The 24183-nt window shown below is 36.6% G+C and carries 24 protein-coding genes and 1 pseudogene; 6 read left to right on the forward strand and 19 right to left on the reverse strand.

Annotation, left to right across the window (positions count from 1 at the left end; all coding sequences use genetic code 11):
- Positions 1–36: 36 nt before the first annotated feature.
- The 5 genes from N0B16_RS11390 to N0B16_RS11410 all read right to left on the reverse strand — a co-directional run bounded on the left by N0B16_RS11390 (position 37) and on the right by N0B16_RS11410 (position 4033).
- Complete coding sequence (locus N0B16_RS11390) at positions 37–1431, reverse strand: type III PLP-dependent enzyme domain-containing protein (RefSeq protein ID WP_262991066.1); 1395 nt, start codon at positions 1429–1431, stop codon at positions 37–39.
- Positions 1432–1536: 105 nt separating this feature from the next.
- Positions 1537–2166, reverse strand: a complete 630-nt coding sequence (locus tag N0B16_RS11395; protein WP_262991067.1) for a thiamine diphosphokinase — start codon at positions 2164–2166, stop codon at positions 1537–1539.
- Positions 2156–2800 (reverse strand): tetratricopeptide repeat protein, encoded by a 645-nt coding sequence (locus tag N0B16_RS11400; protein ID WP_262991068.1) that lies wholly within the window; start codon positions 2798–2800, stop codon positions 2156–2158. The genes N0B16_RS11395 and N0B16_RS11400 overlap by 11 nt, the downstream gene beginning before the upstream one ends.
- A complete protein-coding gene (locus tag N0B16_RS11405; RefSeq protein ID WP_262991069.1) occupies positions 2801–3370 on the reverse strand; it encodes a cob(I)yrinic acid a,c-diamide adenosyltransferase in 570 nt (189 codons plus the stop codon).
- 90 nt (positions 3371–3460) lie between these two features.
- Positions 3461–4033, reverse strand: a complete 573-nt coding sequence (locus N0B16_RS11410) for a hypothetical protein (protein WP_262991070.1) — start codon at positions 4031–4033, stop codon at positions 3461–3463.
- A gap of 169 nt (positions 4034–4202) precedes the next feature.
- Between N0B16_RS11410 and N0B16_RS11415 the strand changes: the two genes are divergently transcribed.
- Positions 4203–4694 carry a DinB family protein gene (locus N0B16_RS11415; RefSeq protein WP_262991071.1) on the forward strand — a complete coding sequence of 164 codons (492 nt, stop codon included), beginning with the start codon at positions 4203–4205 and terminating at the stop codon, positions 4692–4694.
- A gap of 41 nt (positions 4695–4735) precedes the next feature.
- On the opposite strand, the gene N0B16_RS11420 is transcribed toward N0B16_RS11415, so the two are convergent.
- The 5 genes and pseudogenes from N0B16_RS11420 to hemB all read right to left on the reverse strand — a co-directional run bounded on the left by N0B16_RS11420 (position 4736) and on the right by hemB (position 10314).
- Positions 4736–5692 (reverse strand): helix-turn-helix transcriptional regulator, encoded by a 957-nt coding sequence (locus N0B16_RS11420; protein WP_262991072.1) that lies wholly within the window; start codon positions 5690–5692, stop codon positions 4736–4738.
- The gene (locus N0B16_RS11425; RefSeq protein ID WP_262991161.1) at positions 5692–7413 is read right to left on the reverse strand and encodes an ABC transporter ATP-binding protein; all 1722 of its coding nucleotides are present in this window, start codon (positions 7411–7413) and stop codon (positions 5692–5694) included. The genes N0B16_RS11420 and N0B16_RS11425 overlap by 1 nt, the downstream gene beginning before the upstream one ends.
- 162 nt (positions 7414–7575) lie before the next feature.
- Positions 7576–8157: a hypothetical protein gene (locus tag N0B16_RS11430; protein ID WP_262991073.1), complete on the reverse strand. Its 582-nt coding sequence runs from the start codon at positions 8155–8157 to the stop codon at positions 7576–7578.
- 349 nt (positions 8158–8506) lie between these two features.
- A pseudogene (gene lptB / locus N0B16_RS11435) lies at positions 8507–9232 on the reverse strand (LPS export ABC transporter ATP-binding protein); the annotation flags it as partial.
- Between the two features lie 89 nt (positions 9233–9321).
- Entirely contained in the window at positions 9322–10314 is a 993-nt protein-coding gene (hemB, locus tag N0B16_RS11440; RefSeq protein WP_262991075.1) for a porphobilinogen synthase, read from the reverse strand.
- A gap of 119 nt (positions 10315–10433) precedes the next feature.
- On the opposite strand from hemB, the gene N0B16_RS11445 reads away from it, so the two are divergent.
- The 3 genes from N0B16_RS11445 to N0B16_RS11455 all read left to right on the forward strand — a co-directional run bounded on the left by N0B16_RS11445 (position 10434) and on the right by N0B16_RS11455 (position 13115).
- The gene (locus tag N0B16_RS11445) at positions 10434–10784 is read left to right on the forward strand and encodes a T9SS type A sorting domain-containing protein (protein ID WP_262991076.1); all 351 of its coding nucleotides are present in this window, start codon (positions 10434–10436) and stop codon (positions 10782–10784) included.
- Between the two features lie 106 nt (positions 10785–10890).
- The gene (locus N0B16_RS11450; protein WP_262991077.1) at positions 10891–11802 is read left to right on the forward strand and encodes an ABC transporter ATP-binding protein; all 912 of its coding nucleotides are present in this window, start codon (positions 10891–10893) and stop codon (positions 11800–11802) included.
- Positions 11803–11804: 2 nt separating this feature from the next.
- Positions 11805–13115 carry an ABC transporter permease gene (locus N0B16_RS11455; RefSeq protein ID WP_262991078.1) on the forward strand — a complete coding sequence of 437 codons (1311 nt, stop codon included), beginning with the start codon at positions 11805–11807 and terminating at the stop codon, positions 13113–13115.
- Positions 13116–13187: 72 nt separating this feature from the next.
- Here the strand turns inward: N0B16_RS11455 and N0B16_RS11460 are convergent, their stop codons facing one another.
- The 8 genes from N0B16_RS11460 to N0B16_RS11495 all read right to left on the reverse strand — a co-directional run bounded on the left by N0B16_RS11460 (position 13188) and on the right by N0B16_RS11495 (position 21033).
- Positions 13188–13832, reverse strand: coding sequence for a porin family protein (locus N0B16_RS11460; protein ID WP_262991079.1), 645 nt, complete (start codon positions 13830–13832; stop codon positions 13188–13190).
- Positions 13833–13848: 16 nt separating this feature from the next.
- Positions 13849–14721, reverse strand: coding sequence for a succinate--CoA ligase subunit alpha (gene sucD / locus N0B16_RS11465; RefSeq protein WP_262991080.1), 873 nt, complete (start codon positions 14719–14721; stop codon positions 13849–13851).
- Positions 14722–14811: 90 nt separating this feature from the next.
- Complete coding sequence (locus N0B16_RS11470; RefSeq protein WP_262991081.1) at positions 14812–15714, reverse strand: UDP-3-O-(3-hydroxymyristoyl)glucosamine N-acyltransferase; 903 nt, start codon at positions 15712–15714, stop codon at positions 14812–14814.
- A 225-nt stretch (positions 15715–15939) separates the two neighbouring features.
- Entirely contained in the window at positions 15940–16503 is a 564-nt protein-coding gene (gene efp / locus N0B16_RS11475) for an elongation factor P (protein WP_262991082.1), read from the reverse strand.
- Positions 16504–16528: 25 nt separating this feature from the next.
- Positions 16529–17317, reverse strand: a complete 789-nt coding sequence (gene lpxA / locus N0B16_RS11480; RefSeq protein ID WP_262991083.1) for an acyl-ACP--UDP-N-acetylglucosamine O-acyltransferase — start codon at positions 17315–17317, stop codon at positions 16529–16531.
- Entirely contained in the window at positions 17318–18715 is a 1398-nt protein-coding gene (locus tag N0B16_RS11485; RefSeq protein ID WP_262991084.1) for a bifunctional UDP-3-O-[3-hydroxymyristoyl] N-acetylglucosamine deacetylase/3-hydroxyacyl-ACP dehydratase, read from the reverse strand.
- Positions 18708–19739 (reverse strand): UDP-3-O-(3-hydroxymyristoyl)glucosamine N-acyltransferase, encoded by a 1032-nt coding sequence (gene lpxD, locus N0B16_RS11490; protein ID WP_262991085.1) that lies wholly within the window; start codon positions 19737–19739, stop codon positions 18708–18710. The genes N0B16_RS11485 and lpxD overlap by 8 nt, the downstream gene beginning before the upstream one ends.
- Before the next feature lie 85 nt (positions 19740–19824).
- Positions 19825–21033 (reverse strand): HD domain-containing protein, encoded by a 1209-nt coding sequence (locus N0B16_RS11495; protein WP_262991086.1) that lies wholly within the window; start codon positions 21031–21033, stop codon positions 19825–19827.
- Between the two features lie 246 nt (positions 21034–21279).
- Here N0B16_RS11495 and porX point away from each other — a divergent pair, with 246 nt between their 5' ends.
- Together porX and N0B16_RS11505 are read left to right on the forward strand one after the other, a co-directional pair.
- On the forward strand, positions 21280–22824 hold the full coding sequence (gene porX / locus N0B16_RS11500) for a T9SS response regulator signal transducer PorX (protein ID WP_262991087.1): 1545 nt from the start codon (positions 21280–21282) through the stop codon (positions 22822–22824).
- A gap of 132 nt (positions 22825–22956) precedes the next feature.
- The gene (locus tag N0B16_RS11505; RefSeq protein ID WP_262991088.1) at positions 22957–23721 is read left to right on the forward strand and encodes an exodeoxyribonuclease III; all 765 of its coding nucleotides are present in this window, start codon (positions 22957–22959) and stop codon (positions 23719–23721) included.
- 49 nt (positions 23722–23770) lie between these two features.
- Here the strand turns inward: N0B16_RS11505 and N0B16_RS11510 are convergent, their stop codons facing one another.
- Positions 23771–24142, reverse strand: coding sequence for a septal ring lytic transglycosylase RlpA family protein (locus N0B16_RS11510; RefSeq protein WP_262991089.1), 372 nt, complete (start codon positions 24140–24142; stop codon positions 23771–23773).
- Positions 24143–24183 lie beyond the last annotated feature (41 nt).

The following is a 24183-nucleotide window of genomic DNA, read 5'->3' on the forward strand; positions in this document are numbered from 1 at the left end:
CGAATAGAGAACTGCCGTATTTTAATGGATAATTGATTATCTGTATCCTAATAATTTCAAAATATCTTCGGGTTCTTGCTTTTCCCGAAAAACTTCATACTGCAATTCTCCATTTTCATCTTTCTGAATCAAAATATGCCTCGGTTGCGGCATCAGACAATGGTGAACGCCGCCGTAACCTCCAATCGTTTCCTGATACGCTCCTGTATGGAAAAACCCAATGTATAATGGTTTGGTATCGCTGAAAACCGGGAGATAAATGGCATTTGTATGCTGTTCAGAATTATAATAATCGTCAGAATCACAAGTCAATCCGCCTAAGAACACTCTTTCGTAGGTATCTTCCCAACGGTTGAGCGGAAGCATGATAAAATGTCGCGAAATCGCCCATGTGTCAGGAAGAGTGGTCATAAAAGAAGAATCAATCATGTTCCATTTTTCTCTGTCATTCTGGCGTTTTTGGGAAATAATCTTATAAATGTTCGCACCGCTTTCTCCTACCGTGAAACTTCCGAATTCCGTATAAATATTGGGTTCATCAACGCCTTCTTCTTCACAGAATTTTTTAATCTGCGATACGATTTCTTCAATCATATACTGATAATCATAATCAAACTGCAATGATGTTTTAATAGGGAAACCGCCACCAATATTCAGTGAATTCACTTCGGGAGCAATTTTTTTCAAACGTGCGTATACGCGAAGACATTTGTATAATTCGTTCCAGTAATAAGCGGTATCTTTAATTCCTGTATTGATAAAAAAATGAAGCATTTTCAGCCTTGCATTGGGATGCTCTGCGATTTTCTGGCTGTAATACGGGATAATATCTTTATACCCGATTCCTAATCTTGAGGTATAAAATTCAAATTTCGGCTCTTCTTCGGAAGCAATCCTGATTCCGATATCAAAAGTAGTGTCGATACTTTCGGTCAATTTATCCAATTCACGATAATTGTCAAGGATGGGCGTGATATTTTCAAACCCGTTATTGATCATATCTGAAATTTTCGCCAGGTAATCATCGGTTTTAAAACCATTACAGATCACTTCTATATTTTTATCTACTTTACCTTTGTCATATAGCGCTTTTACAATATCCATATCATAAGCGGAAGAAGTTTCGATCGAGATATCGTTCTTCAGTGCTTCTTCGATGACAAAATTAAAATGGCTGGATTTTGTACAGTAACAGTAGGTGTAATTTTTTTTGTAGCCGGTTTTTTCAAAAGCTTCTTTGAACCAGCCTTTCGCTTTCTGAATGTTCTGTGAAATTTTCGGCAGGTAACTGAGCTTTAAAGGAGTTCCAAACTTTTCAACCACTTCCATCAGAGGAATATCATGAAACAACAGACTATTCTCAGACACATTAAATTCTTCCGTAGGAAAATATAAGGTTTGATCAATAAGTTCAGAATATTTTATTTTCATTTTTCGATAAACATTTTAGAGTGCAAAATTGCTAAAAAAGATTGATTTTTTTGTTTTAAATTGTATTAAAGTTTCTATAAATAAATAGCACTGTAATAACAGGATTTAAAGATAACTTCCACCAATAAATATAAGCAGATCACCGTCTCCATATTCAACCTGCACCTCATCTTCCACTGCAAAATTACGGGTGCCTATTCTTGATGTGATATTTAGGTTTCCTTTGTTTAAAGACCAGTTCAGGCCTTTTGTGGTCACATTTTCCGCAGTCGGAAAAGGATATAATGAGATCATCTTATTCTTAACCTGATTGAGCGTGGTATTTTTGGGAATAAAAAAATATTCTGAAAACTCGTCATAAAATTTAATATTCAAACTTTGCTTAAAAGAAAAAGCCACGGTAAGATTTCCTAAAAAATGATCCTGCTCTCCTCCGCTTGCTCCTAAAACATCAATATTCTTAAACCCTTTTTGGGAAATAATCTCCAATGCTTTATGAAAATCTGTCTTATCCTGATCCGGTGTGTAGATGAATTTCTCTTCATATACATTTTCGTCTGCTCCGGAATGAGAATCAAAATCTCCCGAAATAAAATCCAGCTTATCTAAAGGGAAACCCATTTCTTTCAGATAATGAAAAGCGCCGTCTGTACAGGCGATCAAACTGTAATTTTCTACATTCGGGAAAGATTTCGGCGGCTGTCCGTTGATGAATAATAAAACTTTACTGCTCATTTTTTGTTTTATTAATCAATTCTCCGATATTCTGTTGTGTGGTGATGATCCATTTTCCGACATTTTTGCCGGGTCTTTTCTCTTCCACTTTTTTAATGAAACTTTTTACATCAATATGATCTTCTGCATCAGGCTGCAATTCCAAATATCTTTTATAGGTTTCCAACATCCGGTCAACCTCCTCATACGTAAGACCTTCTGTATATAAAAGCTTCCGATATGATTTCCCGATATAATAATTTACCGCAAAATATTGTTTGGAATTCGGGTCGATCAACTGATATGCCTTTTCAAAATAAGAAACTGCTTTCCTGAAATCAGGTTTATTTTTGCTGAAATTATTGATCCCACCATACCAAAGTGCAGCGGTAAAATTTGGCTGTTTGGCTAAAACTTCGTCAATTATGCGCTCTGCAATGTCATTTTTATCCTGATTAATAAGCGTTAAAGCCAACTGGGACTTTAAGATCGGGTTTTCCGGGTCCTCTTTTAACCCTTTCCGGAAAGTATTTTCAGCATCAGAAAACCTGTTTTTTGAAATAAGATCGTTTCCCTGATCAAGATATACGGTGATATCCTGAGAAGAGACTGTCTGAAATAAGACCAACAGTAAGAGCAGAACTATTTTTTTCATTTATCTATCGTTCGGATTCCAGTATTCTTCCGGTTCGTTATTTAATTTTGAAATATATCTCGCCAGAATAAACAGATAATCTGAAAGACGGTTGAGATATTTAATCAGTTCCGGACGTACTTCTTCAGATTCGTTTAAGAAAACGAGAGACCGTTCTGCTCTCCGGCAAATTGTTCTTGCCGCATGTAAAAATGTGGCCGACTTTCCGCCTCCGGGAAGAATAAAATACTGAAGCGGTGGCAATTTTTCGTCAAATATATCCATCCAATGCTCCAGTTCCTCAATCTCGTGGTCTGAAATGACAAGAGATAGACGGGATTTTCCGTTGGCCAACGTCAGTTTGTCAACCGGAGTTGCCGCTTCCGAACCTACTGTAAATAAATCAAACTGGATTTTCTTTAGCTGTCTCAACACTTCTTCATCACCAATATGGCTTTTTGCAATTCCTATAAACGAATTCAGCTCATCAATATTTCCATAACTCTCAACTCGTGCACTGGCTTTGGAAACCCTGGTTCCGCCGTATAAAGCAGTCTGCCCTTTATCTCCTGTTTTGGTGTAAATTTTCATAGAACTAAAATATGATTATTTGCACAAAGTACAATGATAAAATGTAGGAATAAACTTTTAAAAGTGACCTTAACATTAAAACTTACTTATTTATTGATCTGTTTCTATGTATTGTAAAACAGTCTGATTTTTAGGATTGTAGATAATTGTACTTTGATAAGGAAATCTGCTCAGCTTATAATATTCAATATTCTTATCATTCTTGATATCATCCAGAAATTCTGTATCTATGGTATTTGCCGGAAGAAATTTTTCCGCGAAACGTATTTTATTTATAATACTCTGTCCATCAATTTTACGAATTTTTTGATCTGATCTACTTTCATCTGTTGTTGGCTGATTTTCCAGAAAAGGGATGAGAACAGATTTTTCAGCTTTGTATTTAAAAAAATATCCTTTGGTACCATTCGGAAATGTAAACTTCTTGCCTTTCTCATCTGAAACAATGCTTTCACCCTGATTTTCAAAAACGTCATTCATTTTTACATCTTCAGCATGAGTGAAAGAATTGACAGATTCGCTTACAGTCTCCTCCACTGCTTTTTGCGCTTTCTGACGTACTTTTTCCTTTGTCTGCTCTACCGTTTCGTTGATCTTTTCTTCGACTTTACTGCAAGACCATATAATAGAACCAGCTATAAGAGCAATAATATATTTTTTCATTGAGTACATCTTTTGATTGTACGCTTCAATTTTGCTGCCAATTGCTTTCATTCAATAACAGATCTATCATTATCATTAATTTTTAAATATTTTTTAAAACACTGCTGACAAACTGTTGTCATCGAACCGAATTATCTTTGCTTTAACATTAACCAATACATTAAAAATTATGAACACAACAGCAACAGGAACCAAACAGTTTATCACTTCAGAACAACTTCTGGGACATTGGCAAGGACATAGAAACCTGACGCGAAGAGTCATTGAAATGTTTCCTGAAAAAGAACTGTTCGAGTTTTCTATCGGAGGTATGAGACCATTCGCAAAAATGGCGGTCGAGCTGATCAGTATGGCAGGTCCTGCTCTGAAGGGAATTGTAGAAACACAGACTGATGCCTATTCAGAAGAAGCATTTAAACCTGCAACCAAAGAAGAAATTCTTAAAAAATGGGATGAAGAAACTGATGAGATCAACCGTTATTTTAATCAGATCCCTGAAGCGCGTTTTCAGGAGACCTTCAATTTATTCGGACAGTACGAATTCCCTGTTTATCAGAATATTATGTATTTTGTGGATAATGAAATCCATCACCGTGCTCAGGGATTTGTATATCTGAGAGCATTGGGAATTGATCCGCCGTTTTTCTGGGAAAGATTTTAAGACCTTCTTTTTAGGATTAAAAATAAACCTGGCAATTTTTGTCAGGTTTTTTGGATGATGCTTATTTTATCAATCAATTCCTGTAATGAAATTTTTAAAGATTCCGGTTCCAGAATCTCTGCATAATCTGCAAAGGTAATCAGCCAGCGTGGAAACCCGTCTTTGATCCATTCGGTTTCAAAAATCATTTCAAAACCCTTTTCTCTCTCAATTTCCTCAATCAGACCATAATATTTTTTAGAATTGACAAGATGCGGAATGATCTTTTTATTGACTAAAAGCCGCACCCTGGTTTTATTTCCATTAGAATTTCTGCGGTATTCATTAATCTGGCCATACTCCTGTAAAAACGGGTTTTGAGTTTTGAAAATTTTCCGGACACGGTCTACGCGAAATTGCCTAAAATCATTTCTCAGCGTACAGAAAGCCATAATGTACCAATAGTTAAATTCATAGAAAACGCCCACTACTTCAATGGTACGTAAAGAAATCGCGGAATCGGCCGTTGTATATTCCAGGGTTAGTTGGCGCTTTTCTGCAATACTTTCTAAAATAGTCGGGATGATATTTTTTATGGTGTCTTCTGTTTTAGGATGATAATTAAAAATGTCGATTTGCTTTTCAATATTCTGAATCAGATTTTTATCCGAATGTTTTAATACGGAACGTACTTTTTCCATAGCGGTCTGATAATGGGAGCCCAAACTGTCGTGAGAAAATTTCTGCATGAGCTTTTCGGCGGTGATAAAGCTTAAAATTTCTTCTTTCGTAAACATTACAGGCGGCAGTTTGTAGCCATCCATCAGTGAGTATCCGCTTCCGGCTTCCCCAATAACAGGTATTCCTGCGTTTTCCAGAGTTTTAATATCCCGGTAAATCGTTCTTACGCTTACTTCGAATTTCAGGGCTAAATCCTGAGCTCTTACCAGCGGTTTAGATTGCAACTGGGTAAGAATAGCCGTAACCCGGTCGAGTTTTTTAAGATAATAATCCTGCATTATTTATAGGTATTGATAAGGCGGTCCAGATTCAGGCTTCGTGCCGAAGCGTCAAATATCTCCCTGTAAGTTCCTTCTTTTTCAAAAAGCTCATCATGGGTACCACTTTCTACAACCTCCCCTTTTTTCATCACATATATTTTATCTGAATCTAAAATCTGAGACAGGGAATGCGAAATGATTACTACTGTTCTGCCTTCCTTTATGGCATCTAATGAATTTTTGATCTGTTCTGTTGCAATGGCATCAAGGCTCGCTGTAGGCTCATCAAGAAAAATAATCGGCGGATTTTTTAAGAACAGTCTTGCAATAGCAATTCTCTGCTGCTGTCCGCCGGAAAGTTGTGTGGCGTCATGCTTATAGTGCTCCGGAAGGTCCATAATCTGGTCATGGAGATACGCTTTTTTTGCGGCGGCTTCAATTTCTTCAAAACTGGCATTCATATCGCCATATCGGATATTGTCTTCAATACTTCCCTGAAAAATATGGTTTTTCTGAAGCACCAAACCCAAGTCATCTCTGAGAAAAGTATTATCATATTGATTCAGATTCACCTGATCCAATAAAATCTCCCCAGAATCCGGAAGATAAAATTTACATAAAAGATTAATGATGGTAGACTTCCCCGCTCCGCTCAATCCTACCAAAGCAGTAGTTTTTCCATTTTCAATGCTCATGGAGACGTGATGTAATGCTTTTGTACCGTTCGGGTACGTAAAATCTACATTTTTTAGCTCAAAATTTCCTGTGATTTTATTTTCTTTAAAAGTTCCGTTCTGCTCAGTTTCACCTTCGGCATTTAAAATATCAAAATAGCCTTCTGCGTAAATCATCGCGTCATTCATATCATCATAGATTCTGTGCAGCTGACGAATGGGCGCTGAAACATTATTAAACAACAAAATATGAAGCATAATGGCTCCAACAGTCATTTGCTGGTCCAAAACCAGATAAACGGTCAGTAAAATAATCAGAACTACTCCAAACTGCTCGATAAAGGTTTTCAGGCCGTCATAAATGAAATTGGTTTTTCTCGTAAATAGCTGGCTTTCCATCAGCTGCATCTGAAGATCATACTGTTTTTTGCCTTCAAATTTTTCACGGACAAAACTTTTGATCACCATAATAGAATTGATCAGGTTTAAAAGTCCGGATGTTTTCTGCTCCCGCTGATTTCGCAATGTTCTTCGTACTCCGCCCAGCTTTTTAGCCTGCAAAGAACTGATGTAGAAATAAACAGGGACAATAATCGTAGAAACCAACCCAACATAAACATTTTGCATATACATGATAATCAAGGCAATAAATGCATTTGAAAAAAGGGGAAGCATATCAATAAAAAAATTCTGCACCAGTCTGGTTAAACTTTCGATGCCCCGGTCTATCCGGATCTGTAGTTTTCCCGATTCGTGGTTTTCATCATTAAAATAGGCAACTCTGTAACTCAGTATTTTGTCGATGGCAGATTGCGCCAGGACCGAACTTACATTGATCCTGATTTTCTCCCCATAAAACTTCTGCCCGAAATTAATGAAAATATTCATCAGCTCTTTTCCAAGTAAAATAATCGAAATAATAATTAGAATATGCACACCTTCTGACATCGGATGCGGCAGATGGGTAAGTTTTGTCACCTCATCAACGGTATATTTCAGCACCAAAGGATTGACCTGTGCCGCCAAAGCACCGAGAAATGTGAGCAGCAGGGTTCCGTAAATCATCGGTCGGTACGGCTTGATAAAAGGAATCAGCTGTTTGTAAATTCCGAATAAAGTAACTGTTCTGTTGAAAGGTTTTGCCATGAAATGATATTAAAAGAAAAACGTACTGTTTCTGAGAGAAAAGGTACGTTTATTATAATTTTTAAGCAACCAATTATTTGTTTATCCCATTTTTAAACTTCCATCGTCATTGATATATTTAAATTGATGACTATTTTCTATAATTATGCCGCCGGCTTCTTTAAAAATTCCAAACATACCAATCCAGTTTTCTTCATCAATTGCTTTCGGAGTATCCCATCTTATAATGCCACAATTATTATCATTTTCATTTTTAATTACAATTCCACATTTATTGTTTAGAAACACCTTAGTTCCTGAAATAAAATCATCATCTACTTTCCAAGCATTTGTAATATTGAAAATTTTATAACCTATTTCAATGCCTTTAGATTTAGTGTATTTACTCCATTCATTTTCTGGTTTAAACCAATTCCAAATTCTTGTGAAATCTGCAATATTATCGCCTTTAACTTCATAAATTTCTTCGAAGAGAACATCTTTAAAATGAATGAATTTTGCATCTGAATTTATTATTGCAATCTCTTCAATTAATTCCATTGCCTCTCTTAATAAGTCGAATAATTTTATAAGGTGATATTTTTCAAAATATTCAGCCTTAGAAAGACCATTTGTTTTTGAATATAAAGTTTTTTTCTTTTTAAAAAAGTTTGTAAAAAACATTTGTTTTTAAATTTTATCCTTCAAACACGTATGTTGTCAAATAATGCAGTTCCGGTTTACCAGCGGCTTCCGATTCTGCCTTTGCTTGTTCTAAGGAATACTGGGAATTAATTTCTTTTTTCTGAAACACAAAAGAATTGTTGGCATTCTTATCCACGACATCTGCAAAAATATGCTCTATTTCTGAGTTGGCTAATGAAGCAAAACTGATATCTTCAAAACCGTACATCAATCTCAAATCGTCAAACTGAGAAAACTGATCATTCACAAAATTTTGCAGTTGGGATTTGGAATCAAAATTTCCTGCCCACATATTGTATGCATACGTTTTCTTGCTCGGTTTGTCATAAATATTCTGGTATACGAAATTTTCTCCCAAATATGCTTCTCTTACCTGCGGATCATTCGCCAAATCTTCAGGAAGGCCTTCCTTCAGGATCTTTCCCTCAAACATGATATAGGTTTTATTGGTAATGGCCAAAGTCTGCTGAACATTATGATCGGTAATCAGGATCCCGATATTTTTATCAACGAGACTTCGTACGATTTTCTGAATATCTTCTACGGCAATGGGATCTACTCCGGCAAAAGGCTCATCGAGAAGAATAAAATTAGGGCTTGTTGCCAAACATCTTGCAATTTCAGTTCTTCGTCTTTCTCCTCCCGAAAGCAGATCTCCCCTGTTTTTACGAACGTGCTGCAGAGAAAACTCTTCAATAAGCTCGTCACATTTAATCTGCTGTTCTCGCTTGGAAAGTTTGGTTAGCTGTAAAACTCCCATGATATTTTCCTCCACGGAAAGTTTTCGGAAAACGGAAGCTTCCTGCGCAAGATAACCAATCCCTTTTTGTGCTCTCCGGTACATTGCATCAGTGGTAATTTCCTGTTTATCCAGAAAGATTTTACCGGAAGTGGGTTTTACCAATCCTACGATCATATAGAATGATGTAGTTTTACCGGCTCCGTTCGGACCGAGCAAACCTACAATTTCTCCCTGCTGCACTTCTACGGAAACGCCTTTCACCACTTTTTTGGGACCGTATTCTTTGATTAAATTTTCTCCTCGTAAAATCATGGAAGCAAAGATAAAGTTTTTTTGAATTTAAATTTCAGATAAAAATGATTCCCCGTATCCGTTAAAAAATCGTTATTCCAATATTTAAACTATTGATTATTCAGTAAAATGGCTGCTTCTTTTGCCGCATAGGTGAAAATCATATCGGCTCCGGCTCGTTTAAAACACGTTAAACTTTCAATAATGGCTTTATCATTATCCAGCCAGCCGTTTTGGGCAGCCGCTTTCAGCATGGCATATTCTCCGCTTACATTATAAACCGCTATAGGCAGATCAATTGCTTCACGCACTTTGGCCACAATATCCAGGTATGGGAGACCCGGTTTGATCATAATAATATCTGCGCCTTCTTCTACATCTTTAAAAACCTCATTTAACGCTTCCCGGGAATTATGAAAATCCATCTGATAGGTTTTTTTATCTTTTGGAATATCCATATTATCTTTCGGAGCACTATCTAAAGCACTTCTGAATGGCCCGTAAAAAGAACTCGCGTATTTGGCAGCATAGCTCAAAATCCCAACATCAGTAAATCCGTTTTCTTCCAATGCTTCACGGATGGTCAATACTCTTCCATCCATCATATCACTTGGCGCCACAATATCGGCTCCGGCTTCTGCATGGGAAACCGCCATTCTTGCCAAAGCGTCATTGGTTGCGTCATTGGCAATTTTTCCGTTTTCAATAATTCCGTCATGGCCGTATATAGAATACGGATCCAAAGCGACATCGGGCATAATGATCATTTCCGGAAGCGCATCTTTAATAGCTTTGATGGTGTTCTGCATCAATCCGTTTTTATTCCAGGCTTCTTTTCCGGTATTGTCTTTCAAATCTTCAGACACTTTCATGTACAGATTGACTGCTTTTACACCCAAAGAAAATAATGTTCTGCACTCTTTCACCGTAAGATCAATACTTCTTCTGAAAATTCCGGGCATTGATGCAATCGCTTCTTCTTTGTTCTCACCTTCCATTACGAAAACGGGCATCACAAAATCACTTGTTGAGAGTATATTTTCCCTTACCAGACTCCTCATTGACTCACTCACTCTAAGCCTTCTGTTTCTTGAATATATCATCTTTGGAATACTTTTTGAATAATTTATTGCAAATTTAATATAACTTCTATAAAAAACTATTGCAGATGAATAGAGAATTTATTATTTTTGTTTGTAACAATTATGCAAATTTATCGTTGATGAGAAAACTTTTACTTTTATTCATATTTATGGGCGCTTTTGTCGGGTTTTCCGGTAATCTTAAAGCACAGCTAAAAGAGCCCAATTCCATCTCACAGAAATCTGATGACGGTGTTTTAGCAGCGTATCCGAATCCTGCTAAAGATTTTCTGGTTGTAAAAGCAAAAGATGCTGCTCTAAAAATAAAAAATGTTACTTTTTATTCCATTTTGGGAACTCAGGTTGCCAATTATTCAGTGAATGCCAACAAAGCGGAGATTAACATTGAAAAATTAAAGCCCGGAAAATACCTGATCCGTTATATATTAAGTGACAATACGCAAAAGGTTACTCAAATAGTAAAACAATAATATAGGAATCCTGATAATCATCAGGATTTTTTCTTTTAGATTAATTCTGTTTCAATAATTCCGTAACTTTCGGATTATTTTCTCTACTAACCGTAAAAACAAATTAATGCTAAAAGCCGAACATATTACCAAAACCTACAATGCAGGAAAAAAAACAGCATTGGATGACTTTAGCATCAACGTTCCCCAAGGAAGCATCTATGGTCTTTTAGGACCCAACGGAGCCGGGAAAACTTCTTTTATACGAATCATCAATCAGATTACACAGGCAGACTCCGGAGAGGTTTTCATCAATGGAGATAAACTGAATCCCAATCACATCAGAGACATCGGATACATGCCTGAAGAAAGAGGCTTATATAAAAATATGAGTGTCGGAGACCAGATTCTTTACTTTGGAGAATTGAAAGGAATGCATAAAAATGATGCGTTACATGAAGCTAAAAAATGGTTTGAAAAACTTCATATCGATCAATGGTGGAAGAAAAAACTGTCTGAGCTTTCAAAAGGGATGGCTCAGAAAATACAGTTTGTAGTCACTGTGCTCCACAGGCCCCATTTATTGATTCTTGATGAGCCGTTTTCCGGTTTTGATCCTGTAAATGCCAATTTAATTAAAGATCAGATCATTGACCTTAAAAATAACGGAACGACCATTATCTTGTCTACCCACAGAATGGAAAGTGTAGAAGAAATGTGTGATTATGTCGCATTGATAGACAATTCTAAGAAAATAATCGATGGGAGGGTTTTTGATGTAAGGGAAAAATTCAAGAAAAACATTTTCGGGATTACTCTTTCTGAGATAAAGGATGATGAGCTTCAAAATTTTAAAGGTAAATATGAGATTTTTAATCTAGCTACGGAAAATAGCCTCGTTTCTTTCGATCTTAAAAATACGGCCAATCAAAATGATATTTTACTGGATCTCATTCAAGTAGGAAAAGTAAGATCCTTTGACGAGAAAATTCCCAGTATGAACGAAGTATTTATAAATGCCGTAGGTAATCATTCTTAATTATGAATAATATTTATTTAATTACAAAGAGAGAATTTCTTACCCAGGTGAAGAAGAAATCTTTCGTTCTATTGACGCTGCTTGCACCATTAATGATTATCGGTTTTGGAGCAGTAATCGGTTTAATGTTTAAAGCCAACGAATCTCATACAAAAATAGAAGTTGTAGATAATAGCGGGCTTTTTAAAGGTCAAATAAAATCTAATGAAAAGCTAAATTATATTTTCGTTTCTGCTTCGGATGAAAAATCTAAGATAAAACATCTTAAAGACAATGAATCGGTTGATGGCATTCTGGTTTTACCTTCAATAAACGAGCAGAATTTTGATCAATTCCAAAAAAATACCCGTTTAATTATTAACAATAAAATAGGTTTTGATACAAAGATGCAGATTGTTTCCGACATCAATTCTGTGATCAGAAAAGAAAAAATCAAAAAGCTCGGTATTGCAGAAACTCAGCTTGAAAATTTAGATAAAAGCTTTGAGCTGAAAACCATTAATGTTTCTAATGACGATAAGGAAGATTCTGACCTTACTTTTGGTGTAAAAGCAGGTTTAAGCATGGCGTTGATGTACGTAACATTTATGTTCATCATCATTTACGGCGTGCGTGTGATGAGAAGTGTTCTAGAAGAGAAAAACAACCGTGTTGTGGAAATCATTATTTCTTCGGTAAAACCCTTTGAGCTGATGATGGGAAAAATTCTGGGCGTAACGCTGGTTGCGTTGACCCAGTTTATCGTCTGGATTACCATGTCGGTGATCGGAGCATTGTTTCTGAATACCGGTTTTTCTTCTATTCAAAAAAGTATTCCCGGTGGTGACCAGAGTATGATCAATAAGCTTGATATTACACAAATTGCCACACAGGTTTCTCACAGTCTGCTAGAACTCAATTTTCCTTTGATCATTTTCGTTTTTATCGTTTTTTTCCTCTTAGGCTATATTTTCTACAGTTCAATTTACGCTGCGATCGGCTCTGCAGTTGATAATGAAACGGAAACGCAACAATTTACTTTATTTGCCATTCTTCCTTTAACTTTAGGGATGTACGGAAGTTTTTCTCTGATGAATAATCCCGACGGACCTTTGGGTTTCTGGTTATCAATCATTCCATTTACCTCACCGGTTGCAATGATTGCAAGAATTCCTTACGGTGTTCCTGCATGGCAGATTGCTCTTTCAATAGGATTGCTTTTGATAACAACTGTTTTTATGATTTTCCTGGCCGGAAAAATTTACAGAGTAGGAATTTTAATGTACGGAAATAAAGCCACTTTGAAAGAGCTTTGGAAATGGATCAGAAGTTAGATTCAAAATAAATAATTAAAACAAAAATCCCGGGATATGTATCCCGGGATTTTTTTTATATCTGAATGTCTATTATTCAAAGATGTAGCTTAAAGTTAAGCTCAGAACCTGTTCTGATTTTCTTTTCTTAGAATTCGCATCAAGTTTTGATTCATCCAAATCCGGATAGGTGTTGGTGAGACCTAAGTCATATTTTAAAGCCAGCTCTAGCTGTCTTTTATAACTATATCCTATTCCAAGACCCACTGCAAAATTGAATGAGCTAGCTTTTCCTTGCTGGTCAAGCTTATATATTTCTCTCGATTCATTTTTAACTTTCTGATTCAGTAAAAAATTAAATCTCGGACCGACCATTCCAAAGAATTCTGATTCTGCTTCAGAAAAATATCCTTTAAAATAAACAGGTACACTGATGTAGTTATTTGCATACACAGCATCATATCCTTTAATGCCTTTAGCGTCTTTATCTTTTCCAGACTCTCCGGCTCCGTAATAGGTCACCTCCGGCTGAAGATAAAACTGATCAGCTCCTCCAAGTGGAATCAGTGCCAAAACACCTCCCTGAAAAGCAAATCTGGGTCCTGAAGGATTGTGAGCATTCTTAACGCGGGAATAATTTCCGCCCACGGTAAGACCAAATCTTGTACTGCTGAGATCGATCTGCGCAAAAGATAACGCAGAAGAAGCCACAGCAGCGAGTAATAAAATTTTTTTCATATCATTTGTTTTTATATTATCCCAAAATTTTAGCAACAGTAACACCAATGTCTGCAGGGGAATCTACCACATTGATACCGTTTTCTCTCATAATTTCCATTTTTGCCTGTGCTGTATCTTCATCACCACCTACAATTGCACCAGCATGACCCATTGTTCTTCCTTTAGGAGCAGTCTGTCCTGCAATAAAACCAACAACCGGCTTTGTAGAACCACTCGCTTTGTACCATCTTGCAGCTTCCGCTTCAAGGCCTCCACCAATTTCACCGATCATCACAACCGCTTCCGTTTCAGGATCATTGATGAATAATTCTAATGCTTCTCTTGTTGTCGTTCCGATAATTGGGTCTCCGCCGATCCCGATTGCCGTAGAGATTCCGTAACCTGCTTTTACAACCTGGTCTGCAGCTTCGTAAGTAAGTGTTCCTGATTTTGAAACGATCCCTACTTTCCCTTTTTTGAAAACAAAACCTGGCATAATACCAATTTTAGCTTCATCAGAAGTAATGATTCCCGGACAGTTTGGCCCGATCAATCTGCATTCTTTGTCTGCAATGTATGATTTTACTTTTACCATATCTGCAACAGGAATACCTTCTGTAATACATACAATTACTTTAATCCCTGCTTCGGCAGCTTCCATAATAGCATCTGCAGCAAATGCAGGGGGTACGAATATAATACTTACATTGGCACCTGCTTTTTCCACAGCGTCTGTAACAGTGTTAAATACTGGCTTACCCAAATGCTCGCTTCCTCCTTTTCCGGGAGTAACACCGCCCACTACGTTGGTTCCGTATTCAATCATCTGACCTGCATGGAAAGTACCTTCGTTCCCTGTAAATCCTTGTACAATTACTTTAGAATCTTTGTTTACTAAAATTGACATTTTATTGTTGTTTTAATTTATTTTTAACTTTTTTAATGCTCACAAATTTACTTATTTTTCTTTGATTTCAGATAAAACCAGATCATTTGTTTATTTGAGTTTTCTCAGCTTCACTTCTTTTTTAAGATAGGTTTTAAAATCTTCAGCAAACATTCCGATGTAGGTGCCTTTTTTAAGGTCTCTGTTGACACCGGTTTTCCCTAATATGACAGATCCTGCTTCAATAGAATTTCCGGAAGCAACTCCTACCTGTCCCCATAGGGTGACTTCATCGCCGATGATACAGCAACCCGCGATTCCTACCTGAGAAGCAATGAGGCATCTTTTGCCGATGATGGTATCATGACCTACCTGAATCTGGTTATCCAGGACAGAGCCTTCCCCAATAATAGTAGAATCTGTCACCCCTCTGTCGATGGTACAGCCGTTTCCTATTTCTACATTGTTTTCAATAATGATATTTCCCACAGAAATTAATCTGTCATAATTTCCGTTGAGTTTTCTGTAGTAAAACGCGTCGCCGCCCAAAACCGTATTAGACTGGATAATGACATTATCCCCGATTACCGTTCTGTCACCAATTACCACGTTTGGGAAAATAATGGTATTTTTTCCGATCACGACATGGTTTCCAATAACTGCGGAAGGGTGAATTTTTGTGCCTTCCCCAATCTCCACATCGTGTAATGTTTCCGTAAAGTTGTAAATTTTTGTGAAATGGGTATTGATTCTATTAAAATCCCTGAAAGGGTCATCTGAGATTAAAAGTGCTTTTCCGGGAGGACATTCTACTTCTTTATCAATTAAAATAATAGTTGCGGCAGAATGAAGTGCTTTATCATAATATTTAGGATGATTGACGAAAACAATTTCGCCGGATTTTACCCGGTGAATCTCATTGGTTCCTAAAACCTGAAAATCTTCGTACCCAATAAATTTTGCTCCGATCAGGTCTGCAATGGTTTTTAATTTCTGTGGCTGATGAAATGTCATATAGTATAGATACTTAATTTTATCAACGCTTTCAGGGTTTGGAACCCTGAAAGCGTTTTATTCTCCCAAATGTTGCAGCCCGACCTGAGTGGAGCTCTTTTTGCAGATTTTACAAGGAAAATGCATTGCAAAATCTGCAAAAAAGCGGGAACGGAGGGCGGAAAAAGCTGCTATAAATAAAATGGAAGCATAAAGATGACTTCAGGCTTCCAATGTTGTACTGTTTTATTTTACCCGTTCCAGATAAGAACCGTCTTCTGTACTTACTTTGATCTTGTCTCCCGGCTCGATAAACAAAGGAACCATTACTCGTGCACCTGTTTCTACGATCGCGTTTTTCAAAGCGTTGGTTGCCGTATTTCCTTTCACACCAGGATCTGCTTCGGTAACTTCTAAATAAACTGATTGGGGAAGTTCTGCAGAAAGCGGAGTTTCATCGGCTTCTTTCAGAATAATCGTCACTTCTTCTCCAGCTTTCATCAACTGGGAATTTTCGATCATTTCTTTTCCTAAGTAAAGCTGAGAAAAATCTTCATTGTTCATAAAGTGGAAACCATTTTCATCATCATACAGATATTGAAATTTTCTGGTAATCACTTTTACCTCATCAATTTTATGACCTGCAGAGAAAGTATTGTCCAATACTTTTCCGTTGGTTACTGATTTTAATTTTGTTCTCACAAATGCGGGACCTTTTCCAGGTTTTACATGCATAAATTCGATCACTTTGAATATATCATTGCTGAATTCTATGCAAAGCCCTTTTTTTATATCGTTACTCGTTGCCATGAAGGTATTTTGTTTTATTTTTTTATTATTCTTTTCCTGTTCCGTATCCTTTTACAATCCCTCTTGGAGAATTCTGGATAAATTGTAGAATTTCATCTCTTTCTGCGGTAGAAAGCATTTCTTTTTCGATGTGGGAGACGGCTTGAGAGACGTTCATTTTCATCTGAAAAATGGCTCTGTATATTTTCTGGATTTCAAAAATCTTTTCGTTGGTAAATCCTCTTCTTCTTAAACCTACGGAGTTGATCCCTGCATACGCCATCGGTTCTCTTGCTACTTTTACATAAGGCGGGATATCTTTTCTTACCAAAGTACCTCCCGAAATCATGACGTGTTTCCCGATTTTCCCAAACTGATGAACGGCACTGAGGCCTCCCATTACGGTATAATCGCCAATTTCTACATGTCCTGCAATACCACAACCGTTTACAATAATGACATGATCACCAATAATGCAATCGTGAGCGATATGTGAAGTTGCCATAATCAGGCAATTGGTTCCTATTTTGGTAAAACCCAGTGCTTTGGTCCCCCGATTGACGGTAACACATTCTCTGATTGTGGTCTCGTCGCCGATGATGGTTTGGGTATCTTCCCCATCGAATTTTAAATCCTGAGGAATGGCGGAAATTACAGTTCCCGGAAAAATTCTGCAGTTTTTACCAATTCTAGCACCATCCATGATGGTCACGTTTGATCCGATCCAGGTACCTTCCCCGATTTCCACATCACCTGCAATGGTTGTAAATGGTTCTACAATTACATTTTTGCTGATTTTTGCGCGTTTGTCAACGGCAGCCAATTGATGAATCATTTAATCAACTTTATTTTTTGCAACCTGAGCCATCAGTTCTGCTTCCACAGCTACCGTATCGCCTACATACCCGTATCCTTGCATGTGAACGATCCCTCTTCTTATCGGCTCAATTAATTCAATTTTAAAAATCATGGTGTCTCCCGGAACTACTTTTCTTTTAAACTTTACCTTATCTATTTTGATAAAGTACGTAGAATAGTTTTCAGGATCCGGAACACTTGCCAAAACCAGGATTCCCCCTGTCTGTGCCAAAGCTTCTACCTGTAAAACTCCGGGCATTACAGGTTCTTTAGGAAAATGTCCCACAAAGAAAGGTTCATTCATGGTGACATTCTTCAACCCGACTACATGAGAATCTGACAATTCAAGAATTTTATCAATCAATAAAAACGGTGGCCTGTGAGGCATAAGCTTCATAATACCGTTGATATCAAAAACCGGTTCTTTGGTCAGATCAAAATCCGGCACATTTTTTTTCTTCTGTAATTTCCACTGACGATTGAGCTTTTTTGCAAACTGGGTGTTTACAAAATGTCCAGGCTTATTGGCAATGATTTTACCTTTTATTTTAACTCCAGCCAACGCTAAATCACCAATTACATCTAATAATTTGTGTCTCGCGGCCTCGTTGGGATAGTTTAAGGTAAGATTATCCAAAATTCCGTTGGGTCTTATAGCAACATGATCTTTACCAAATGCTTTTTTTAGTTTTTCGGTTGTCTCCGGAGTCAGATCTTTATCTACATACACAATTGCATTGGAGATATCTCCTCCTTTAATCAGGCCATGATCAAGAAGCATTTCCAATTCATGTAAAAAGCTGAATGTTCTGGCTGATGATATTTCTTCTTTAAATTCTGAAATATTTTTAAGCGTGGCATTTTGCGTTCCCAAAACTTTGGTGCCGAAGTCTACCATCGTAGTAATTTCGTAATTATCGGAAGGGATAATGGTAATTTCTGAACCTGTTGCGGGATCATTATAGCTTAGAACATCTTTAATAACCAAATATTCTCTGGCGATATTTTGTTCTATAACGCCCACAGATTCGATTGCTTCTACAAAGAATTTTGAAGAACCATCCATAATAGGCGGTTCTGAAGCATCCATCTCAAGGAATGCATTATCGATATCACATCCTACCAATGCCGCTAAAAGATGTTCGCAGGTATTGATTTTGACCCCCAGTTTTTCTAATGTAGTCCCTCTTTCTGTAGCGATGACATAATTGACATCTGCTTCAACCTGAGGATGCCCCTCCAAATCAGTTCTTACGAAAATAAAACCTGTATTTTCTTTTGCAGGCTTGATGGTTAATTTTACTTCTTTACCAGTATGAAGGCCAATTCCGGAAAGCGTTACGGCTTCCTGAAGTGTTTTTTGCATATCACTCATTAGTATGATCTTTTGAGTTATTCTCAAGATTATTTATTTTTTTTACGATTTCAGGTAAATTCCTGAAATGAACGTAGCTTCTAAGGTAATCATTATAAGGAATAGCTGGAGAACCATAGACTGTTTCTCTATCATCTACACTAGAATTTACACCACTTTGCGCCTGAATCTTAACCTGATTTCCTATTTTAATATGGCCTACAATGCCTACCTGACCTCCGATCTGGTTCCAGCTGCCTATTGTAGTAGATCCTGCAATACCTGTCTGTGAAGCAATGACATTATTCTGTCCTATTTTCACATTATGGGCAATCTGAATCAGATTATCTATCTTAGTGCCTTTACCGATAATGGTTGAGCCAATGGTTGCTCTGTCAATACTGCAGTTAGATCCAATTTCAACATCATCTTCGATGATTACATTTCCAAGTTGGGGTATTTTTTTGAATCCATCCGGTGTGGGCTGAAAACCAAAACCGTCTCCTCCGATCACAGTATTAGAATGTATGATACAATTATCACCAATAATACAATAGTCATAAATTCTGGCTCCGCTATCAATTTTACAGTTTTTACCTATTTTTACACCCTTTCCGATATAAACCTGAGGATAAATCTGGGAATTTTCACCAATTTTTGCTTTTTCAGAAATATAGGTAAATGCCCCTACATAAACGTTTTCTGCAATTGTGGCAGTATCATGTATGGAAGCACCATCCTCAATTCCATTTTTTTTCCCTTGCATTTCCTGATATAGATTCATCAACACCTGAAAAGAAAGATAAGCATCTTTTACTGCAATAATGGTTTGATTATAGCTATCTCTGTTTAAAATATCTTCTGAAACAATAAGAACGGAACATTTTGAAGTATCCAAATGATGCGAAAAACGTTCCTGAGCAATAAAAGAAAGATGCCCCGGTTCTCCGTTTTCAATAGGTGAAACTCCGTTTATAAGCGCGTTTCCGTCGCCTATAATTTTTCCGTCAATAAAACTCGCAATTTGCGAAGCTGTGAATTCCATATCCTGCAAAGATAAGAAATTCTGTTATTCGCAAACATTTTTTAGTTTAAGGAATGTTGATTTTTATAATTTTAGCAATAAATCATTATTGCTGTCTGGGGAATGTAAGGATGTAGCGTGTTGTCTTATGGGCAATTAACCCTGATAAAAGCTGATCTTCCGATTCTTCTAACCGCAAAACTTTCCCATTTTTCTGCAGGAGATAGATTGGCTGTTTATCTGTATTATAAGGCAGCAGGCTTCTTTCAATTTCATATACGAGCTCATGCGCATTATTAATTCCAAAAAATTCGTTGGTATTTTTTATCTTTTCATCAATAAATTTCTGATCAAAAGGTTGTGACGAAATGATTGTTTTCGGAAGGTCACGCTTAATAACGCACTGACACCAATAGGAAAGGATAAAATCATCAGAATTCTGCCAAAGTTTCATCGCCTGTATGATATCGTTGTCATCAATCTGTGTAAATCGCTCGATATCTTCGGCTGTAGCCTGGCTTTTCCCTCTGTTGAGAAAATATTTTAGATTTTCCGCAGCCGGCAAATCTATTCCCTGAGAGACTAAGTATTTTGCTCTTGCTAAAATTTTAACTAAAATAAATTCTGCCAACGCTGAAGTTTTGTGATAATACACCTGCCAATACATAAACATTCTTGCCGTTAAGAAATTTTCAATAGAATAAACTCCTTTTGCGTCAATTACCAGTTCGTCTTCACAAACATTCATCATTGAAATTATTCTCTGCGTATTGACATTACCCTCTGAAACCCCGGTAAAAAAGCTATCTCTTTTCAAATAATCCAAACGGTCGACATCCAGCTGGGAAGTGATCAGCTGATTGAAAAATTTCCGGTGATATTTTCCCTGGAACATTTCTATCGCTACCGATAAGTGACCATCAAACTCCTCATTTAATTTATTCATTAATAATAACGAGAGCGTTTCGTGATGCCAATCATCCATCAGCATATTTTCTAAAGCATGAGAAAATGGCCCATGTCCAATATCATGCATCAAAATGGCCAACATGGCCCCTTTTTCTTCCTCTTCAGAAATCTGAACCCCTTTCTGTTTTAAGGTTTCCAAAGCGGTAAACATGAGATGCATTGCTCCTAAAGCATGATGGAATCTTGTGTGGGTAGCACCGGGAAAAATTAAATTTAAAAGACCGGTTTGCGAGATTCTTCTCAATCTTTGAAAATACCGGTGTTCTATGATATCAAATAAAATTTCGTGAGGAATTCTGATGAATCCATGAACAGGATCATTGATTATTTTTAACTTATTTTGCATATAAATATACTGTGGTGCCTGCAAAATTAAGTTTTTAAAACTAACACCAGAAATATTACAAATTATTATTCCTTAATCTTCACTACAATCCCGTGTTTTTACCGTATCTTCATGCTTTAATTTGCGTAAACACAACAACTCAAAACCTTTAACTTACATTTAACCTTTCCGGGGATTAATTTGGCTTTCATAAAAAGCTTTTGGTTACAGTTTTGATACATTAATAACAGAAAAAAAATAAAATTTATGTCGGAAAAGATATTATGGATTGATGATGAAATAGATTTACTTAAACCCCATATCGTATTTTTGGAGAAGAAAGGCTATCACATAACGCCTGTAAATAACGTAAATGAGGCTTTGGAACTGATGGATTCTGAAAAATTTGCTTTAACGCTTATTGATGAGAATATGCCCGGAATTTCCGGACTTGAAGCCATTCCTATGATTAAAGAGAAAGACAGCTCCTTAAAGATTGTAATGGTAACCAAGAGTGAAGAGGAACACATTATGGAAGAAGCAATCGGTTCCCAAATTGCCGATTATATTTTAAAACCTGTGAATCCTAACCAGATTCTGCTTTCATTAAAGAAAAATCTGCAGGAAGACAATCTGGTAGAGCAAAAAACTATTTTACAGTATCAGCAGGAATTCAGAAACCTCTCTATGGAACTTTCTTATATGAGAACGTATCAGGATTGGGCAGAATACTATAAAAAAATACTGAACTGGGAGATTAAATTTGATAAAGTTGCCGATAATGAGTTTGCAGATCTCCTGTTGTCACAAAAGGAAGAAGCCAATATTCAGTTTGCCAAGTTTATAGAAAATAATTACGAAGAATGGTTGAATGGCGCAGACAAACCCATGATGAGCCATACTTTATTTAAAGATAAAATAAAAGCTGAGGTAGAAAAAGACAAGGTTCTTCTCTTAATGGTAGACAACTTACGATACGATCAATGGAAAGTAATCGAACCTCTTTTCACCAAATATTACAATAAGGTATCTGAAGATTACTATTACAGTATTCTTCCCACTGCAACCCAATATGCAAGAAATTCTTTTTTTGCAGGTTTGCTCCCATCTGAAATTGAGAAACGTTTCCCGGATAAATGGTTTAATGATAATGAAGACGGCAACAAGAATGAATATGAGCGTGATTTTTTAGAAGACCAAATGAAAAGAATCGGGTTAAGTTCAAAATCAATGAAATATCTTAAAATTCTGAATGCTGATTTTGAAAAGAAAATCTACGAAGATTTTAACCAGCATAAGAATAACGATCTATTGGTAATTGTTTACAATTTTATCGATATTCTTTCTCATGCGAAAACCGATAATCATATTGTAGATCAATTGATCAGAGATGATAAAACGTTCCGTTCTCTTACCTTGAACTGGTTTGAAAATTCATCTTTAATAAAAATCATCAAGCTGGCTGCAGAAAGCGGATTTAAACTTGTGATTACTACAGATCACGGAACCGTTTATGTAAAAAAACCGAGCCGTGTTGTAGGAGATCGGGAAACTTCTACCAACATCCGCTATAAAACAGGAAAAAGCTTAACCTACGACAGCAGTGATGTGTGGGCAGTTACTAATCCTGAAAAGATATTTTTACCGAAAGGCAATTTAAGCTCAAAATACATCTTCGCCAAGAATAATACATTTTTAGCATATCCTAAAAATTACAATCATTTTGTAAATTATTATAAAGAAACTTACCAGCATGGAGGGATTTCTTTAGAAGAATGTATTATACCGATCAGTATCTTGGAGCCAAAATAGCTTTTACGATAATATATTATGACATGGGGCGGAAAAATCGTAGATTTTTCCGCCCCATATCTTTTTATTTTGAATAAGATATTTTTGAATGTATTTTTACAAACTCCAAATATTTGAACTTTACATTTTATCATGAAATTAATTACTTATAATGTTAACGGAATAAGGGCAGCTTTTACAAAGGACTTCTTGGGCTGGCTAAATACAGCCGATCCCGACATTATCTGCATTCAGGAAAGCAAAGCAGGAAATGATCAGATCGATATTAAAAGTCTCGAAAACGCCGGATATTACAGTTACTGGCATTCGGCAGTACGTAAAGGGTATAGTGGTGTAGGAATTGCTACAAAGATAAAACCCAATCATGTAGAATACGGCTGCGGAATCGAAAGCTATGACAATGAGGGCAGGGTTATCCGCGCAGATTTTGATGCGTTTTCTGTAATCTCGGTGTATGTTCCTTCAGCATCCAATATTGAAAGACTGGAATTTAAAATGCAGTTCTGCCATGATTTTTTGGCATATATTAAAAATTTAAAAAAAGAAATTCCAAATCTTATTATTTCTGGGGATTTCAATATCTGTCACCAAGCAATTGATATTCATAATCCGGTTGGCCTGAAAAATACATCCGGATTCCTGCCTATGGAAAGAGAATGGTTGACGAACTTTATTGAAGAGTGTGAACTAATAGACAGCTTCAGGTTTTTCAACGACCAACCAGACAATTATACGTGGTGGAGTTACAGGCAAAATTCGAGAGCTAACAATAAAGGATGGAGGCTGGACTATAATTTTACTTCCTACAGTTTAAAAGACCGGCTTTCGAGAGCGGTCATTTTAAAAGAAGCGATGCATTCTGATCATTGTCCTGCATTGGTAGAAATTACCATCTAAAATAAAAAGCCAGCTGAATCAGCTGGCTTTTATGAATTTAAATCATACGTTAATTGACAATTTCATATTCTACGGGAATCGTGCCTTTTGCAGTTCCGTCGATTTCGTCGAACGCGGCTTTAGACATATCTAATGCTCTTGATGAATGGAAAGGACCTCTATCATTAATTGTTACGATCACCTGTTTTCCATTGTTCAGATTGGTTACTCTAATTTCAGTACCAAAAGGAAGCGTTCTGTTTGCGGCAGTAAATTTAGAATTGCTAAATACCTCTCCGCTTGCTGTTTTTCTACCATTAAACTTATCGTGGTAGTACGATGCATAACTTGTTTTCTTCGCATCTTCGGTATTATTCTTGAAAGAATAAACACCTAGTGTTGAAATCATCATTATGATTACGAGAATGAATCTTTTCATCATGTTGAACTTTATTTGTTTGACGAGGCAAAAGTATACGGAAA

Source organism: Chryseobacterium gilvum (assembly GCF_025628965.1).
In the GTDB taxonomy this organism is placed as follows: Bacteria; Bacteroidota; Bacteroidia; order Flavobacteriales; family Weeksellaceae; genus Chryseobacterium; species Chryseobacterium gilvum.